This is a genomic window from Nocardioides sp. NPDC004968 (assembly GCF_040608935.1).
GTDB lineage: Bacteria > Actinomycetota > Actinomycetes > Propionibacteriales > Nocardioidaceae > Nocardioides.
This window is the reverse complement of sequence record NZ_JBEXJF010000034.1, coordinates 12,478-28,076: the sequence shown is the minus strand read 5'-3', so window position 1 is coordinate 28,076 and position 15,599 is coordinate 12,478. Positions and strand designations below refer to the sequence as shown.

Genomic DNA, 15,599 nt, shown 5'->3' with positions numbered 1-15,599 from the left:
CCGTGATGGATCAGTGCGTGATCGCCTTCTCCGAGCCGGCGCCGGTGAGGGCGCGCACCTCGAGCTCGACGTAACGCTCAGCGGTCTCCGGCTCCTTCGACGTCACCGTGCCCAGCCAGCCCAGGAAGAACCCGAGCGGGATGGAGATGATGCCGGGGTTCTCCAGGGGGAACCAGGAGAAGTCCACGCCGAGCGGGAAGAGCGAGGCGGAGATCGTCTCGCCCGTCACCGCGTCCACGGCCGTCTTGCCGGAGACGACCGGCGAGAAGAAGACCAGACCGACACAGGAGATCAGGCCGCCGTAGATCGACCACACCGCACCACGGGTGTTGAACCGCGCCCAGAACATGTTGTAGATGATCGCCGGCAGGTTCGCCGAGGCGGCGACCGCGAAGGCCAGTGCCACCAGGAACGCGATGTTCAGCGACTGCGCTGGGATGGCCAGCAGGATCGCGACCAGGCCGATGCCCGCCGCGGCCCAGCGAGAGACCTTCATCTCCTCCTTCTCGGTGGCCTTGCCACGCTTGATCACCGAGTTGTAGATGTCGTGGGCGACGGAGACCGAGGAGGTCAACGTCAGCCCCGCGACCACGGCGAGGATCGTGGCGAAGGCGACCGCTGCGATGAGCGCCAGCAGTACGGCGCCACCGATGGAGCCTTCACCGCCACCGACCTCCTGGGCGAGCAGTGGTGCCGCCAGGTTGCCGGCCTTGTCCAGGGTTGTCGGGTCGACCAGCGCGGCCGCACCGAAGCCCAGGACCAGGGTGAACAGGTAGAAGACACCGATCAGGCCGATCGCCCACAGCACCGACTTGCGGGCATCCGCCGAGGTCGGGACGGTGTAGAAGCGGATCAGGATGTGCGGCAGGCCGGCGGTGCCGAGCACCAGGGCGAGCCCGAGCGAGACGAAGTCCAGCTCGCTGGTGAAGCTCAGGCCGTACTTCAGTCCGGGCTGGAGGAAGGCGTCGCCCTTGCCCGAGGCGTCGGCGGCGGAGCCGAGCAGCTCGGAGAGGTTGAAGCCGAACTGGGCGAGCACCAGGATCACGATCAGCGCCGAGCCGGTCATCAGCAGCACGGCCTTGACGATCTGGACCCAGGTGGTGCCCTTCATCCCGCCGACGGTGACGTAGAAGATCATCAGCGCGCCGACGAACAGGATCACGATGTTCTTGACGACCTGGTCCTCGACACCGAGCAGCAGGGCCACCAGGGCGCCCGCACCGACCATCTGGGCCAGCAGGTAGAAGATCGAGACGACGACCGTGGAGGTCGCCGCGGCCAGGCGGACCGGGCGCTGCTTCATCCGGTACGCCAGCTGGTCGGCCATCGTGTAGCGACCGGAGTTACGCAGCACCTCCGCGACCAGCAGCAGCGCCACCAGCCAGGCGACGAGGAAGCCGATCGAGTAGAGGAACCCGTCGTAGCCGGACAGGGCGATGGCGCCGGAGATGCCGAGGAACGACGCCGCCGACATGTAGTCGCCGCCGATGGCGAGACCGTTCTGGAAACCGGAGAAGCCGCGGCCCCCGGCGTAGTAGTCGGCCGCTGTCTTCGTCTGCCGGCTCGCCCAGAAGGTGATACCGATCGTGACCGCGACGACCGCGAGGAAGAGGACCGTGGTGAGGATCTGGCTGCCGTCCATATCAGGCGTCCCTCTTCTCGATCTCGTATTCCTCGTCGAGCTTCCGAGCCAGCGGGTCGAGGTGCTTGTTGGAGTAGTTGGCGTAGAGGTAGGCGATGCCGAACGTGGTCGCGAACTGGAGGAGCCCGAAGACCAGCGCGACGTTGATGTTGCCGACGAGCTTGGTGTTCATGAAGTCCTCTGCCCAGTTGGAGCAGAACACGTAGAGGAGATACCAAGCCAGGAATGCCACCGTGGCCGGGAATACGAACTTCCGGTACGCCGACCGCAGAGCGCGAAACTCTGCCGTGGCGTGCAGTCTGTCGTAGACCGGGTCGTGCCGGTGGGCTTGGTCGTGCGCTTCTTCGCTCACGGTCTAACCCTTTCGTTGACGAGGCCGTCAACCGTGGGGGTGGATGACGGACGACGTGTGATCGCAGTCACATTAGGGGCCCGTCGGACCGCTCGTCGCGGGGTAACGCCCGGTCCCTCGGTAGACGGCGTCGTCGCGCGACGAGCGGTCGATTTCGTACGCTGAATGGCTGCTGTCGCGGCCCGGTCAGCGCTCCTGCAAGGCCGCCTTCATGGCCGACACAGCCGGCTCGGTCACCGGCTCAGGGGAGTGCAGGCGGACCAGAAGCCGGGTGGTGTGGGCCGGGACGTGGGCGGCGGAGGCGAGGCTGACGACGATCATGACGGCGAAGGACAACGGCACCGCCCACAGCGCGGGCTGGGTGAGCGCGACGTCGGCCCACGTGCCCGTACGCGACCCACTGATCGTGAACACCACGGCCGACCCCGTGGTGACCAGGCCGGTGACCAGGCCGGTGGCGGCGCCGTAGGCGGTCAGCCGGCGCCACCAGATGCCGAGCAGGAGCAGCGGACAGAAGGTGGCGGCGGCGAGAGCGAAGGCCAACGCGACCCCGCGGGCGACCCCGACGCTGGGGGTCAGCAGGGCGCCGATGACCGGGACGATGACGGCGACCAGGGACGCGATCCGGAAGGCGGCGACGCCGCCGAAGCGGCTGCCCCTTCGACGTAGCAGGGGGACGACCACGTCCTGGGAGAGCACGCCGGAGACGGCGATCGCCAGGCCCGACGACGTCGACAGGAAAGCCGCGAAGGCGCCCGCGCAGACCAGTCCGGTGAGGGCGTCGCCCGCCCAGCCGGGGACCATCAGCCGGGGCAGCTCGAGCACCAGGGTGTCGGCGGAGGCGGGGGTGGCTGCGTACACGCGCCCGAGGAGGCCGAGGATCGGTGGCAGCAGGTAGAAGACGCCGAGGAGGGCGAGCACGACCAGGGTCGTGCGGCGGGCGGCGCGGCCGTCGGGGTTGGTGTAGAAGCGGACGCCCACGTGCGGCAGGCCCATCGTGCCGAGGAACGTCGCCGCGATCAGCGAGTAGGTGGCATAGAGGCCGGTCGTGGTGTCGGTGCCGATGGGCAGCGACCAGGCCTGGCTGAGGTCGGCGCGGGGCGCGCCGTCGTTGGCCCAGACCGCGACCAGCACCCCGACAGGCACCAGCAGGGCGGTCAGCTTGAGCCAGTACTGGAAGGCCTGCACGAACGTGATCGAGCGCATCCCGCCCGAGAAGACGCTGACCAGCACGACGGTCCCGACCAGCACCGGCCCCACCCAGCGAGGTGCGTCCGCGACCAGCTCCAGGGTCAGCCCGGCGCCCTGCAGCTGGGGCAGCAGATAGAGCCAGCCGATGCTCACGACCAGCAGCGAGCAGAGCCGCCGCACCCCTGTGGAGGCGAGCCGCTCCTCGGCGAAGTCGGGCAGCGTGTACGCCCCTGACCTGCGCAAAGGTGCCGCGACCAGGGTCAGCAGCACGAGATAGCCGGCGGTCCAGCCGATCGGATACCAGAGCATCTCGGCACCGGAGGTGAACACCAGACCGGCGACCCCGAGGAAGGAGGCGGCCGAGAGATACTCTCCGCCGATCGCGCTCGCGTTGAGGCCGGGGCGTACCGATCGCGAGGCGACGTAGAAGTCGCTCGTGGTCCGGCTGAACCGCAGCCCCCAGGTGCCGATGGTCAGCGTCGCCAGGGTGACCAGGGTGACCGCGACGATCGCCGGGGCGGATTCGAAAGTCATGGCGTCTCGTCGTCGGAGCGGAGCAGGTCGGCATAGCTGGCCTCGTTGCGCTCAGCTCCGCGCAGGTACCAGCGGCCGAGGAGGAACAGGAACGGGTAGACCAGCACCCCGAGGAGCAGCCAGGGGAGCGGTACGCCGAACGGCGCGGTGCGCACCAGGCCCGGAGCCAGCCAGAACAGCAGCGGGAGCGAGCCGACGCCGAGGAAGAGCACCGCCAGGGTGCGGAGGGCGATCGAGAACTGGGCGCGCATCAGCGAGCCGAGGTAGACCTCGCCGAGGCGGGTGTCCTCGTCGACGTCGACCCGGCGGACGGCCGGGCGTCGCCGGGGCGGTCCGGTGACGCGTACGCGTTGTGGCTCTGTCATGTCAGGTTCGCCGGGCGAGCAGGTCCTTGAGCTGGCGCGTGTGCCGGCGGCTGACCTGCAGTTCGGTCCCGCGGGCGGAGCCGCCGACGACGACCGAGCAGCGGCCGGCCTCGGACCGCACCTCGGTCACGTGGGCGAGGTTGACGAGGAGGGAGCGGTGGATGCGTACGAACCGGGCGGAGGCCCACTCCTGCTCCAGCTGGGTCAGCGGGACCCGCACCAGATGGGACGCGTCGGCGGTGTGCAGCCGGGCGTAGTCGCCCTGCGCCTCGACGTGGGTGATCTGGGAGCGCCAGACGAAGCGGGTGACGCCGCCGAGCTCGACCGGGATCTGTACGTCGCCGCTCGGCTCCTCCTCCGGCATGCTGCCCATCAGCCGGGTGACGGTCTCCGCCAGCCGCTCGGCGCGCACCGGCTTGAGCACGTAGTCGACGGCGCGCAGGTCGAACGCCTCCAGCGCGTGCTCCTCGTGAGCGGTCACGAACACGACCGCCGGCGGCGTCTTGAACCTCGCCAGCAGGCGGGCCAGCTCGAGCCCGTTGAGACCGGGCATCTGGATGTCGAGGAAGACCGCGTCCACGCCCGACCCCTGCAGCTGCTGCAGCCCGTCGGTCGCGTTCAGGCAGGTGCGCACCTCCGCCACCCGCGCGTCCTGGGTGAGCAGGTAGGAGAGCTCGTCGGCTGCCGGCGGCTCGTCGTCGACGACCAGGATTCTCAGCCGGCCCCCGGGCGCTCCCTGTCGCGCGGCGAACGCCTGCGTGGTTCGGCCACTCATGTGTGCACTCCTGGGGCGAACTTCGGGATTCTGAGGATGACCTTCGTGCCGGCGCCGGGGGCGGTCTCGACCACCAGACCGTAGTCGTCGCCGTAGGCGTTGCGGAGCCGGGCGTCGACGTTGCCGAGCCCTACGGAGTCGGCGCCGCCGGCCAGCGCGTTGCGTACCTTCTCCGGGTCTTCGCCGGCGCCGTCGTCCTCGACCTCGATCACGCACTCGGTGCCGCTGTCGGCGGCCCGGATGGAGATGTGGCCGGTCTGCGCGTCGGCGAGCCCGTGGCGTACGGCATTCTCGACCAGCGGCTGCAGGCACAGGAACGGCACCGCGATCGGCAGCACCTCGGGCGCCACCGAGAGCCTCACCGAGAGCCGCTCGCCGAACCGGGCCTGCTCCAGCAGGAGATAGCGCTCCACGGAGCGGAGCTCCTCGGACAGCGTGGTGTATTCGCCATGGGTCCGGAAGGAGTAGCGGGTGAAGTCCGCGAACTCCAGGAGCAGCTCGCGCGCACGCTCCGGATCGGTGCGTACGAAGCTGGCGATCGCCCCCAGCGAGTTGTAGATGAAGTGCGGACTGATCTGAGCGCGCAGCGCGCGCACCTCCGCCTCCATCAGGCGCCGCCGCGACGCGTCGAGCTCGGCGAGCTCGAGCTGACCGGAGACCCAGGTCGCGACCTCGTCGGTGGCGCGGACCATCATCGCCGAGGTGTCCGGGGCGTACGCCTGCAGCGTGCCGACGAGGTGATCGTCGACGACCAGCGGGCTGACCACGGCGGAGTGCAGCGGGCAGCCGGCCTGGCCGCACTCGAGGTCGACCCGGTCGTAGAACCTTGTCGCGCCGTGCTCCAGCGTCCCCTCGGCCAGCTTGGTCACGTGCTCCTGGTGGTGGGTGCCGATGCCTTCCCAGGCGAGCAGGCCGTCGGTGTCGGTGATCGCGAGCGCCGGGGCGGCCAGGAGTGCCTGCAGGTGTGGGGCAGCGCGCTCGGCGCTGTCGACGGTCAGGCCGCCACGCAGCGCAGGGCTCGCCAGCGATGCGTTGTGGAGGGTGCGGAAGGTCGCCCGATCGGCTTCTGTGCCCAGGTGGGTGCGCCTCCAGCGCCGCATCCGCTCTCCTCTCGCCGCTCACCGATAATTGTGACCGCGCCCACGCTATCTGTCACCCGGGCCACCGCAGGGGCGCGAGGTAGGTTTGCGGCATGCGATTGAGTCGAGTGATCCCGGGTCTGCTGGCTGTCGGCGTAGCGGGCGCGGGGGCCGCCTTCGTGATCGGCATGCGCAACAAGTCGCCGTGGCTGCAGGACCGCATCCGCGCCTTCTCGAAGCGGTTCGCGTCCGAGGCCCTGAAGACCGCCGGGATGGAAGGTGCCACCAACGGCGTCGTCCTCCACGTCGGCCGCGCGAGCGGACGGGAGTACGCCACCCCGGTCACGCCGTTCCCGACCCCCGACGGCTTCGTCATCAACCTGCCCTACACCTCGAAGGTCGACTGGGCCCAGAACGTCCTGGCCGCCAACTCGGCCACGATCGTCTACGACGGCGTCGACCACCGGGTCACCGACCCGCGCGTCGTCCCGTACGCCGAGGTCGCGCCGCTGCTCCCGAAGGCCGCCGGTGTCTTCCGGGCCGTCTTCGACGTCCAGGAGTTCCTCCGCGTCACCAACGTGGACTGAGGTCGTCGTCGGGTTGGCGGGACTCGAACCCGCGATCGCCTGGACCCAACCCAGGAGGGATAGCCGCTTCCCCACAACCCGTTTTGTGTCTTCACGGGCGCGGTCGCTGCTGCATGCCGACCACGTTAGACAGGCGATGACCCCGAACGCACACGATTTATCGATTTATCGGCTGTAGGTTGCGACGCGTGGGATACGAGCTGAGGGACCGGTTGGTCGTCGGGATCGCCTCGAGCGCGCTCTTCGACCTCACCGAGTCGGATGCGTACTTCCGCGAGCACGGCGAGAAGGCTTACCGCCGCTACCAGGACGAGCGCATCGACGACCCGCTCCGGCCAGGTGTCGCCTTCCCGTTCATCAAGCGGCTGCTGAGCCTCAACGACCTGGCGGCCGACGCCGACGACGGGCTCGTCGAGGTGATCGTGGTCTCGCGCAACGACCCCAACACCGGTCTGCGGGTGATGCGCTCGATCGAGCACCACGGCCTGCCGATGACCCGCGCGGTCTTCACCCAGGGTCGCTCGCCCCACCCCTACATCGGCGCGCTCGGGATGTCGCTGTTCCTCAGTGGCAACCGCGAGGACGTCATCGCGGCCAGCCGCGAGGGGTTCCCGGCCGGTCACGTGCTGCCGTCGGCGGCGACGTACGACGAGACCGACCGCTCCGTGGTCGTCGCCTTCGACTTCGACGGTGTGCTCGCCGACGACGGCAGCGAGCGGGTCTTCCGCGAGGAGGGGATCGAGAGATATCGGGCCTACGAGGCCAGCCGGAAGGCCGAGCCGCTCGAGCCCGGGCCGCTGCAGCCGCTGCTGCGCGACCTCAACCGGATCCAGCAGATCGAGGAGCAGCGCCGCCTGGAGGATCCGGGCTACGAGCCACGGCTGCGGATCGCGCTCGTCACCGCCCGCGGCGCCCCGGCCCATGAGCGGGCGATCCGGTCTCTGCAGTCGTGGGACGTCTACGTCAACGAGGCCTTCTTCCTCGGTGGCGTGGAGAAGGTGCGGGTGCTCGAGGTGCTCCGTCCGCTGATCTTCTTCGACGACCAGACGACCCATCTGGACGAGGCGGTCGGGTCGATCGCCGGAGTCCACATCCCCTACGGCGTGGCCAACGCCGACGATGTTCCCGCTGGTCAATAGCACTTTACAGTTCACCCACAGGAAGTGCTCATCTGGTGGACGGGCCGGTTGATATGTCACCCTGGGGAGAGTTGTACAGGTTCTGTTCACTTGAGAAGTGCGAGGAGTTCACTCGATGACTTCGGCTATGTGTGCCAAGTGCACCGAAGACGAGGAGATCCGGGTTCTCTCGCGTTCGGCGGGGGGCCGCCGGCGGTTGATGTGCTGCAGGTGCGGGTACGCGTGGGAGAGCGGGCGCTCCGGCCCCGCCCGGAGGACCGGCCTGAACGGCCTGTTCGGAGCGGCCTGAGGCGCCGTCGGCGTACGTTTCACGCCACTGTCGCCTGAGGTTCATCTCGCGCGGGCGCGCAGGTGTTGCGGAGTGGCTTGGGTAGAGGGCTGAGACCTGTCTCGGGATCCCCTACCAAGCTCCGAGGAGTACCAACCCATGTCCGCAACTCGACGCTCCCTGCTCACCGGAGGAGCCGCGGCCGGGGTCGGCCTGGCCGTCGCCGGTGCCGTTCCCGCTCTTGCCGAGGCGAAGCCGGCGCGGCCCGGCACCCCGGGACGCAAGCGCGCCCGCGAGCCGTTCCCGCCGCTCGTGGACGACCCCAAGGGGATCCTCGCGCTGGCCGAGGGATTCGCGTACGCCATCGTCACCTCCGCTGGGGAGACGACCCTGAAGACGGGTGAGAAGACGCCGTCCAACCACGACGGGATGATGGTGCTCGGCGGCAGGCGTGGGCGCTACACGCTGATCCAGAACCACGAGATCGAGCCCGGTGAGGGCATTCCGGTGCCGCTCGTCGAGGGCACCGTCTACGACCCGGGCGCGCCGTCGGGCGGCTGCACCGTGATCACCACCGACGGGGGCGGTGCCAATTTCGGTGAGTTCGTCGCGATCTCCGGCACCTCCACCAACTGCGCCGGCGGCCCGACGCCGTGGGGGACCTGGCTGACCTGCGAGGAGACCGTCAACGACGCCGGCGAGGAGTGGGAGGGCGAGGACGGCACCAAGGGCGTCTACGAGAAGGACCACGGCTACGTCTTCGAGGTCTGGGCCGACGGCTCGGCCGACCCGCGCCCGATCAAGGCCTTCGGTCGCTACGACCACGAGGCCCTCGCGATCGACAAGAGCCGCACGAAGGTCTACCTCTCCGAGGACGCCGACGAGCCGAACGGGCTCTTCTACCGCTGGACCGCCCCGGCCGGGGTGAGGCTCGGCCCGGGCGTGCTCACCGAGCTGGCCGACGACGCCGGCACGCTCGCCGCGATGCAGATCATCCTTCCCGACGGCTCGGTGCTGCCCGACGTGGCCTATCTGACCTCCGCGCAGATGGGTCAGCCCTTCCCGGTGAAGTGGAAGACCGTGCCCGAGCGCGACGCCCAGGAGACGCCGTGCCGCGAGCAGTTCGCCGACGGCGAGGTCACCCGCGGGCGCAAGTTCGAGGGCGTGTGGGGCACCGACGAGGGCGTCTACGTGGTCAACTCCTACGCGTGGGAGGAGGGCGACATGCCCGCCGACGCGTCCCCGCACGACGGCATGGTCTGGTTCTACGACTACAAGGCCGAGACCATCCAGCTGGTGACGTACTTCCCGCACCAGACGCAGTCCGAGGACGATGCCCCGGCGCCGAAGTACAGCGACCTCACCTTCGACGGCCCCGACAACGTCACCGTCACCCCCTGGGGTTCGCTGGTGCTCGCCGAGGACGGCACCGGCGCCTCGCACGTGCTCGGCGCGTTCCCGGGCGGCCCGGCGTACGCCATCGCCCGCAACGATCTGAACGACTCCGAGTTCTGTGGGCCGTGCTTCTCGCCCGACGGCAAGGTCCTCTTCGTCAACATGCAGGACCCCGGCTACACCCTGGCCATCACCGGCCCGTGGGAGCGCTACCTCGGTTGAGGATCGGCGGCTCGAGAGATGAGACGTACGTGGCGGGCGGCTCGGGCCGCCCGCCACGTACCGCCATCAGCCGAGGTTGACCAGCTGACCGGCCGGCGGCGAGGTGCCGTCGGTGCCGGACAGGACGTCGGTCGTGGCGACCACGCCCCACTTGGTCCACTCGACGGCCCCAGGAGTCGGCGGTGAAGCCTTGGTCCAACGGTGGCCGTGGCGTACGGCGGTGATCTTGTTCCCGAACATCTCGGCCACGTAGATCGTGCCGTGCGGACTCACCGCGACGCCGGTGGCACCCAGGAAGCCACGAGCGACCTGCTTCTGGTGTCCTGTGCGGGCGTCGATCTTGAAGACGCTTCCGCGAGATCCGAGCTCGGGGCCTTCCGGCCCGCCCGGCAGGCTGGAGACGTAGAGCCGCCCGTCAGGGCCGGTCTCGACATCGGTCGGAACGCCCTCGAAGTAGTAGGTCCGACCCACGAAGCACGGGTCGAGCCCGAATCCCTCGACGACCTCCGCAGTGAACTTGTACGGGATCCCCGGCAGCGTCGCGACGGTCTTCACGTGACCCCACGAGGAGACCGACAGGATGCTGTTCCCACCGGCGTCGGCGACGTAGGTGCTCCCCTTCCTGGTCGCGGTGGCGTACGGGTGGGAGTCGACCCCGCCCTTGTACGACGCGGGTGCGCCGATCTCGGCCGGCCACTTCGCGTCACACTTGGGATCGCCCTTGCGGAACCCGTAGGACGTACGGCCGTCGGGGTTGCGCTTCTTCTCGTAGGCGTGCAGGTCGGCGACGGTCTTGACCTTGCCGGAGGGGTAGAGCCGCTTCAGCCAGCTGCCCGTGTTCTCGAAGGTCTCGCGGTTGGAGCGGGTGACGACGAAGGTCACCACACCGTCGCGGACGGACAGCCCGCCGACCTCGTAGCCGTTCGGATCGGTGTAAACGACCTTCGGCGACTTGCCCGGCCGGGCCTTCAGGATCTGGCCGGCGAAGTTCGAGGAGACGTACGCCGTCCCGTCATCGCCCACCGCCGCACTGAGCGGGGAGAGCAGGCCGGATGCGAGTACGCCGGTGGGCAGACGAGGCTTGGAATGGGCCTGCGCTGCTGGGGTGGTGGCGATGAGCGCCGCGCCGAGGATCAGTGCGGCGGCCGCCGTCAGACACCGTGGAAGTCTGGACATTGCGTGTCCCCCTTGTGTTGTCTGTACGGACCAGCGACCGCGTCGTCGCCGGTCGTTCTTCAGTCTCATTGCCTCTGGTGGCGATCGAATCGCCCGGTTTGGGTAACGCCGTTCTCGGTGGCAGCGGTGAGGTTGTGAGCCCTGTGAGGTCGTGAGAGGAAGTTGACGGGCCTGCGCGCGAGGGTTGGCGCCGGCTGAAACGTGGACTGGCGATGGTGAGTGATATCTCGCCGACTGCCGCATCTGAGGAGCCCACCATGAGCCGCCGCTACTGGATCGACGACTGGCGTCCGGAGGACGCCACCTTCTGGGAGGAAACCGGGGCGAAGACCGCCCGCCGCAACCTGATCTGGTCGATCTTCGCCGAGCACCTCGGCTTCTCGGTCTGGCTGATCTGGTCGGTCTCCTCGGCCTTCCTGGTCGCCCAGGGCTTCGACTTCACCCCGAGTCAGCTGTTCTTCCTGATCGCCATCCCGAACCTGGTCGGCTCGCTGCTGCGGGTGCCCTACACCCTCGCGGTGCCGAAGTTCGGCGGTCGCAACTGGACGATGATGTCGGCCGCGCTGCTGCTCGTGCCGACCCTCGGCTTCGCGTACGCCGTCACCCAGCCGTCCACCCCCTACTGGGTCTTCTGCGTCATCGCCGCCACCGCCGGCCTCGGCGGCGGGAACTTCGCCTCCTCGATGGCGAACATCAACTTCTTCTACCCTTCCGCCAAGAAGGGCGCCGCGCTCGGCCTCAACGCCGCTGGCGGCAACCTCGGCGTCGCGCTCATCCAGTTCCTGCTGCCGGTCATCGTCGGTGGTGCCGGCATCTTCGGGCTGATCAAGGCCTCCGAAGGCGGCATCCACCTCGAGCGGGCCGCGTTCGTCTACGCGGCGCTGGCCGTCATAGCGACCCTCTCGGCCTTCTTCTTCATGGACAACCTCAGCTCCGCGAAGTCGCCCGTGCGTGAGCAGCTCTCGGTCGTGAAGTCGAAGCAGACCTGGATCATGTCGTTCCTCTACATCGGCACCTTCGGGTCCTTCATCGGCTACTCCGCCGCGATGCCCCTGCTGATCAAGCTCAACTTCTGGGTGCCCGAGCCCGCGCCGCTCGGCACCGGCATCTACTTCGCCTACTTCGCCTTCCTCGGCGCCCTGATCGGCTCCGCGACCCGGCCGCTGGGCGGCTGGCTGGCCGACCGCTGGGGCGGCGCGAAGGTCACGCTCGGCGCGTTCATCGGTTTGGTCGTCTTCACCCTCGGGGTGCTGTGGACGCTGATGCAGCTCACCCCGAACCCGGACGCCACGCCCGCCATCGCGTTCGACAACCAGTCGTGGTTCCCGGCGTTCCTGGGCTTCTTCATGCTGGTCTTCGCCTCGACCGGCATCGGCAACGGGTCGACGTACAAGATGATCCCGTCGATCTTCCGTCGTGAGGCCGAGATGGCCACCACGCCGGGCACCGCCGAGCGGGACGCCGCACTCGTCGGCGCGACCAAGAAGTCCTCCGCCGCGGTCGGAATCATCGGCGCCGTCGGTGCGATCGGCGGGTTCTTCATCCCGATCGCCTTCAACAGCCCGTGGGTCGACAACCCCCTCGACGCCACCAAGTCGGCGTTCATCGCCTTCACCATCTTCTACGCCATCTGCGCCCTGGTCACCTTCGTGGTCTACCTGCGGCCGCAAGGTGCGCGGGTGGGAGAGCTGGCTGACGTGCGCATCTGAGCGGACCGCCCCCGTGTAACACGCTGTTCGTCGGACTTATCGCCCTATCAGATAGGGCGATAAGTCCGACGAACGACGTGTTACACGCGTTTCAGCCCAGCCCGATCGCCGCCTCCGCCGCGGCCAGGACCGGTGCGGTCGCCTCACGGCACCTCTCGGCTCCGGCGGCGTACACCTGCGTCACGTACGCCCGGTCGGCGGCGAGCTCGTGGTAGCGCTTCTGGATCGGCTCGAGCTCGGCGACGACCGCGTCGGTGACCGCGGCCTTCAGGCTGCCGTAGTTCGACAGCCCGGCCGCCGATCCACCGCAGGCCTCGAGGATGTCGATCAGGTTGGTGACACCCGGCCGCTCCTCGTCGCGGGAGACGTCTCCGGCGGAGTCGGTGACCGCACGGGCCACCTTGCGACGTACGACATCGGCATCGTCCAGCAGGAAGATCGAGCCCGGGTGCGCGTCGCCGGCCGACTTCGACATCTTGCGGGTCGGCTCGGCCAGATCCATGATCCGGGCCCCGGCCTCGGGATGCACCGCCTGGGGGACCGAGAAGACCCGGCCGTACGTCGTGTTGAACCGGATCGCGATGTCCCGGGCCAGCTCGACGTGCTGACGCTGGTCGTCACCGACGGGCACCTCGGTCGCCCCGTAGAGCAGGATGTCGGCCGCCATCAGCACCGGATAGGTGAACAGCGAGGCGCGCACCGACGCCCCCACGCGGCGCGACTTCTCCTTGAACTGGATCATCCGACCCAGCTCGCCGGTGTGCGCGACGCACTCGAGCAGATAGCTGAGCGAGCGATGCGCGGGGACGTGGGACTGGATGAACAACGTGGCCGGTTCGAGCCCGGACGCCATCAGGAGGAGTGCCATCTCCTCCGTCCGCGTACGCAGCACCGACGGCTCGTGCGGCAGGGTCAGTGCGTGCAGGTCGGAGAGGCCGTAGAAGGCGTCCGAGTCGGCCGTGGCGGCCATCTCGACAGGCTCGATACATCGCATCGGTCGCAGCGCGCCGAGCAGGTTGCCGATGGTGAGTCGGCCGGAGGGTGTGATGAGAGAGAGTCGCCTGGTCATGGTGGACCTTTCGGGGTGGTGAGGCCCACGGGTCAGCGACGATCAACGAGAAAGGCCGCCCGTGGGCGGCCTGATGTGAGTGCTCAACAATCGGGTGGACCGCCTAGGAGGCGGACCACCACTGGGTGGAACGAATGCTGAACACCTCTCCAGTGTCTCACACGTCACAGATAGCGTGTGGCCCATGACGACTCCGCCGACCACGTGGCCGACCTCGTGCCAGGGGCACTCGACGGTCGTGTTCGACGAGAGCCTGGCCGACTACGACTTCGGCCCGACCCACCCGATGGCGCCGATCCGGGTGGACCTGACGATGCGCCTGGCCGGCGAGCTCGGCGTACTCGACCATCTGAAGGTCGTCGAGGCGCCGATGGGCACCCCGGAGCAGCTGCTCACCATCCACGACGAGAGCTACATCGAGGCGGTCATCAAGGCCGGCAGGAGCGGCGAGTCGGACCTCGCCCACGGCCTCGGCACCGAGGACGACCCGGTCTTCGCGCACATCCACGACGCCAGCGCACACATCGTCGGCGCGAGCATCGAGGCCTGCCGCCAGGTCTACTCCGGCGAGAGCCTGCACAGCGCCAACATCATGGGCGGCCTCCACCACGCGATGCGTGGACGGGCCGCCGGGTTCTGCATCTACAACGACGTCGCCGCCGGCATCCAGTGGCTCCTCGACCAGGGCGTGAAGAAGGTCGCGTACGTCGACGTGGACGTGCACCACGGTGACGGCGTCGAGCGGGCCTTCTGGAACGACCCACGCGTCCTGACGATCTCCCTCCACGAGACCGGCCAGCTGCTCTTCCCCGGCACGGGCTTCGCCGAGGAGGTCGGCGGACCCGAGGCCGAGGGGAGCGCGGTCAACGTCGCGCTGCCGCCCGGCACCGCCGACCACGGCTGGCTGCGCGCCTTCCATGCCGTCGTGCCCGACCTGATCCGGGAGTTCCAGCCGGAGATCCTGGTGACCCAGCAGGGCTGCGACTCGCACACCGACGACCCCCTCGCCGACCTGGCGCTCAGCGTGGACGGCCAGCGGGCGGCGTACGTCGCGCTCCACGAGCTCGCCCACCAGGTGTGCGGCGGCAAGTGGGTGGCGTTCGGCGGCGGTGGTTATGCGGTCGTAGACGTCGTGCCACGCGCATGGACCCACCTTCTTGCGCTAGTGTCGGGGAATCCCTTGGAGCCGACGCTCGACGTGCCAGGTGGCTGGCGTGAGCACGTGCAGACGCGCCTCGGGAGGGTCGCACCGTTGCGCATGACGGACGGACGTGAACCGGCCTACCGCGACTGGGGGAGCGGATATGACCCCGGCACGTGGCTGGACCGGCAGGTCCACGCGACTCGCACAGCGGTGTTCCCGCTGCACGGGCTCGACCCGATGCCGTAGCCCGGTCAGATAGTTTCGGGACGGTCTAGAAACCGCAGTTCGTCGCGCCCAAATGCAACTCGACACGCCGGTGGTATGTGAGATTCTCAGGGGTGTCCCCTTCCCCATCAGTCACATCAGGCCCTATTCTCACTTTGGGATCGCGTTTTTGGACCGGCGGTGGGGAAGCCGCCGGCGTCGCGATCACTCGAGAGAGAACGGTGGAAGCAGATGGTTACTCCTTCTGGAGACATCTCTGACAGCAAGTTCCTGACCGTTGCCGAGGTTGCGTCGATGATGCGCGTATCCAAGATGACGGTCTACCGGTTGGTTCATTCGGGCGAGCTGCCTGCGGTGCGTGTCGGTCGTTCCTTCCGGGTTCGGGAGGACGACGCGAACGAATACCTCAAGAGCTCGTTCTACAACGCGGGCTAGTTGTCGGACCCCGCGCCCAGGCACAATGGGCGCGGGGGCAACACCGGTCCCATCGGGTCACCGATTCTCTCTGGGTGCCCTGGCTTCGTTAGTCTTACCCCCTAGGTCTGTTTGCCGCGCGCTGCGGTGAGTGGCCGCGTCGGCACCGGGCCGGCATTCTCTGCAACGATCGTGAAGGGTTCCCCGTGGGTTCTGTCATCAAGAAGCGTCGCAAGCGCATGGCGAAGAAGAAGCACCGCAAGCTGCTCAAGAAGACTCGCGTCCAGCGCCGCAAGCTCGGCAAGTGACGTTC

The 15,599-nt window shown here is 68.6% G+C and carries 15 protein-coding genes and 1 tRNA gene; 7 read left to right on the top strand and 9 right to left on the bottom strand.

Annotated elements, in window-relative coordinates; genetic code table 11:
* Positions 1-10: 10 nt before the first annotated feature.
* The 6 genes from ABZU72_RS23125 to ABZU72_RS23100 all read right to left on the bottom strand — a co-directional run bounded on the left by ABZU72_RS23125 (position 11) and on the right by ABZU72_RS23100 (position 5,959).
* Positions 11-1,642, bottom strand: a complete 1,632-nt coding sequence (locus ABZU72_RS23125) for a cation acetate symporter (protein ID WP_355021137.1) — start codon at positions 1,640-1,642, stop codon at positions 11-13.
* Position 1,643: 1 nt separating this feature from the next.
* Positions 1,644-1,994, bottom strand: a complete 351-nt coding sequence (locus ABZU72_RS23120) for a DUF485 domain-containing protein (RefSeq protein ID WP_355021136.1) — start codon at positions 1,992-1,994, stop codon at positions 1,644-1,646.
* 186 nt (positions 1,995-2,180) lie between these two features.
* Positions 2,181-3,719 (bottom strand): cation acetate symporter, encoded by a 1,539-nt coding sequence (locus ABZU72_RS23115; protein WP_355021135.1) that lies wholly within the window; start codon positions 3,717-3,719, stop codon positions 2,181-2,183.
* A complete protein-coding gene (locus tag ABZU72_RS23110) occupies positions 3,716-4,084 on the bottom strand; it encodes a hypothetical protein (RefSeq protein ID WP_355021134.1) in 369 nt (122 codons plus the stop codon). The genes ABZU72_RS23115 and ABZU72_RS23110 overlap by 4 nt, the downstream gene beginning before the upstream one ends.
* A 1-nt stretch (position 4,085) precedes the next feature.
* A complete protein-coding gene (locus tag ABZU72_RS23105) occupies positions 4,086-4,859 on the bottom strand; it encodes a LytTR family DNA-binding domain-containing protein (protein ID WP_355021133.1) in 774 nt (257 codons plus the stop codon).
* Positions 4,856-5,959: a histidine kinase gene (locus ABZU72_RS23100; protein ID WP_355021132.1), complete on the bottom strand. Its 1,104-nt coding sequence runs from the start codon at positions 5,957-5,959 to the stop codon at positions 4,856-4,858. Before ABZU72_RS23100 ends, ABZU72_RS23105 begins: the two co-directional genes overlap by 4 nt.
* A gap of 92 nt (positions 5,960-6,051) precedes the next feature.
* Here ABZU72_RS23100 and ABZU72_RS23095 point away from each other — a divergent pair, with 92 nt between their 5' ends.
* A complete protein-coding gene (locus ABZU72_RS23095; RefSeq protein WP_355021131.1) occupies positions 6,052-6,525 on the top strand; it encodes a hypothetical protein in 474 nt (157 codons plus the stop codon).
* 8 nt (positions 6,526-6,533) lie between these two features.
* Here the strand turns inward: ABZU72_RS23095 and ABZU72_RS23090 are convergent.
* Positions 6,534-6,606, bottom strand: a tRNA-Pro gene (locus tag ABZU72_RS23090).
* Between the two features lie 107 nt (positions 6,607-6,713).
* Here ABZU72_RS23090 and ABZU72_RS23085 point away from each other — a divergent pair.
* Together ABZU72_RS23085 and ABZU72_RS23080 are read left to right on the top strand one after the other, a co-directional pair.
* Positions 6,714-7,664, top strand: a complete 951-nt coding sequence (locus tag ABZU72_RS23085; protein WP_355021130.1) for a 5'-nucleotidase — start codon at positions 6,714-6,716, stop codon at positions 7,662-7,664.
* A gap of 427 nt (positions 7,665-8,091) precedes the next feature.
* Positions 8,092-9,549, top strand: a complete 1,458-nt coding sequence (locus ABZU72_RS23080; protein WP_355021129.1) for an alkaline phosphatase PhoX — start codon at positions 8,092-8,094, stop codon at positions 9,547-9,549.
* 66 nt (positions 9,550-9,615) lie between these two features.
* On the opposite strand, the gene ABZU72_RS23075 is transcribed toward ABZU72_RS23080, so the two are convergent.
* Positions 9,616-10,725 (bottom strand): ScyD/ScyE family protein, encoded by a 1,110-nt coding sequence (locus ABZU72_RS23075; protein WP_355021128.1) that lies wholly within the window; start codon positions 10,723-10,725, stop codon positions 9,616-9,618.
* A 257-nt stretch (positions 10,726-10,982) separates the two neighbouring features.
* On the opposite strand from ABZU72_RS23075, the gene ABZU72_RS23070 reads away from it, so the two are divergent.
* Entirely contained in the window at positions 10,983-12,434 is a 1,452-nt protein-coding gene (locus tag ABZU72_RS23070; RefSeq protein WP_355021127.1) for an MFS transporter, read from the top strand.
* Between the two features lie 91 nt (positions 12,435-12,525).
* Here the strand turns inward: ABZU72_RS23070 and trpS are convergent, their stop codons facing one another.
* Positions 12,526-13,503 carry a tryptophan--tRNA ligase gene (gene trpS, locus ABZU72_RS23065; protein WP_355021126.1) on the bottom strand — a complete coding sequence of 326 codons (978 nt, stop codon included), beginning with the start codon at positions 13,501-13,503 and terminating at the stop codon, positions 12,526-12,528.
* A gap of 184 nt (positions 13,504-13,687) precedes the next feature.
* Here trpS and ABZU72_RS23060 point away from each other — a divergent pair, with 184 nt between their 5' ends.
* The 3 genes from ABZU72_RS23060 to ABZU72_RS23050 all read left to right on the top strand — a co-directional run bounded on the left by ABZU72_RS23060 (position 13,688) and on the right by ABZU72_RS23050 (position 15,594).
* Positions 13,688-14,893 carry an acetoin utilization protein AcuC gene (locus ABZU72_RS23060; protein ID WP_355021125.1) on the top strand — a complete coding sequence of 402 codons (1,206 nt, stop codon included), beginning with the start codon at positions 13,688-13,690 and terminating at the stop codon, positions 14,891-14,893.
* Between the two features lie 210 nt (positions 14,894-15,103).
* On the top strand, positions 15,104-15,307 hold the full coding sequence (locus tag ABZU72_RS23055) for a helix-turn-helix domain-containing protein (RefSeq protein WP_008356311.1): 204 nt from the start codon (positions 15,104-15,106) through the stop codon (positions 15,305-15,307).
* Between the two features lie 185 nt (positions 15,308-15,492).
* Entirely contained in the window at positions 15,493-15,594 is a 102-nt protein-coding gene (locus ABZU72_RS23050) for an AURKAIP1/COX24 domain-containing protein (RefSeq protein WP_008356322.1), read from the top strand.
* The last annotated feature ends 5 nt before the right edge of the window (positions 15,595-15,599 follow it).

Bases quoted from the DNA above. Each gene is read 5' to 3' on its own strand.
- ABZU72_RS23125 (WP_355021137.1), bottom strand. From the start codon at position 1,642: ATGGACGGCAGCCAGATCCTCACCACGGTCCTCTTCCTCGCGGTCGTC.
- ABZU72_RS23115 (WP_355021135.1), bottom strand. From the start codon at position 3,719: ATGACTTTCGAATCCGCCCCGGCGATCGTCGCGGTCACCCTGGTCACC.
- ABZU72_RS23110 (WP_355021134.1), bottom strand. From the start codon at position 4,084: ATGACAGAGCCACAACGCGTACGCGTCACCGGACCGCCCCGGCGACGC.
- ABZU72_RS23105 (WP_355021133.1), bottom strand. From the start codon at position 4,859: ATGAGTGGCCGAACCACGCAGGCGTTCGCCGCGCGACAGGGAGCGCCC.
- ABZU72_RS23100 (WP_355021132.1), bottom strand. From the start codon at position 5,959: ATGCGGCGCTGGAGGCGCACCCACCTGGGCACAGAAGCCGATCGGGCG.
- ABZU72_RS23095 (WP_355021131.1), top strand. From the start codon at position 6,052: ATGCGATTGAGTCGAGTGATCCCGGGTCTGCTGGCTGTCGGCGTAGCG.
- ABZU72_RS23080 (WP_355021129.1), top strand. From the start codon at position 8,092: ATGTCCGCAACTCGACGCTCCCTGCTCACCGGAGGAGCCGCGGCCGGG.
- ABZU72_RS23075 (WP_355021128.1), bottom strand. From the start codon at position 10,725: ATGTCCAGACTTCCACGGTGTCTGACGGCGGCCGCCGCACTGATCCTC.
- ABZU72_RS23070 (WP_355021127.1), top strand. From the start codon at position 10,983: ATGAGCCGCCGCTACTGGATCGACGACTGGCGTCCGGAGGACGCCACC.
- trpS (WP_355021126.1), bottom strand. From the start codon at position 13,503: ATGACCAGGCGACTCTCTCTCATCACACCCTCCGGCCGACTCACCATC.
- ABZU72_RS23060 (WP_355021125.1), top strand. From the start codon at position 13,688: ATGACGACTCCGCCGACCACGTGGCCGACCTCGTGCCAGGGGCACTCG.
- ABZU72_RS23055 (WP_008356311.1), top strand. From the start codon at position 15,104: ATGGTTACTCCTTCTGGAGACATCTCTGACAGCAAGTTCCTGACCGTT.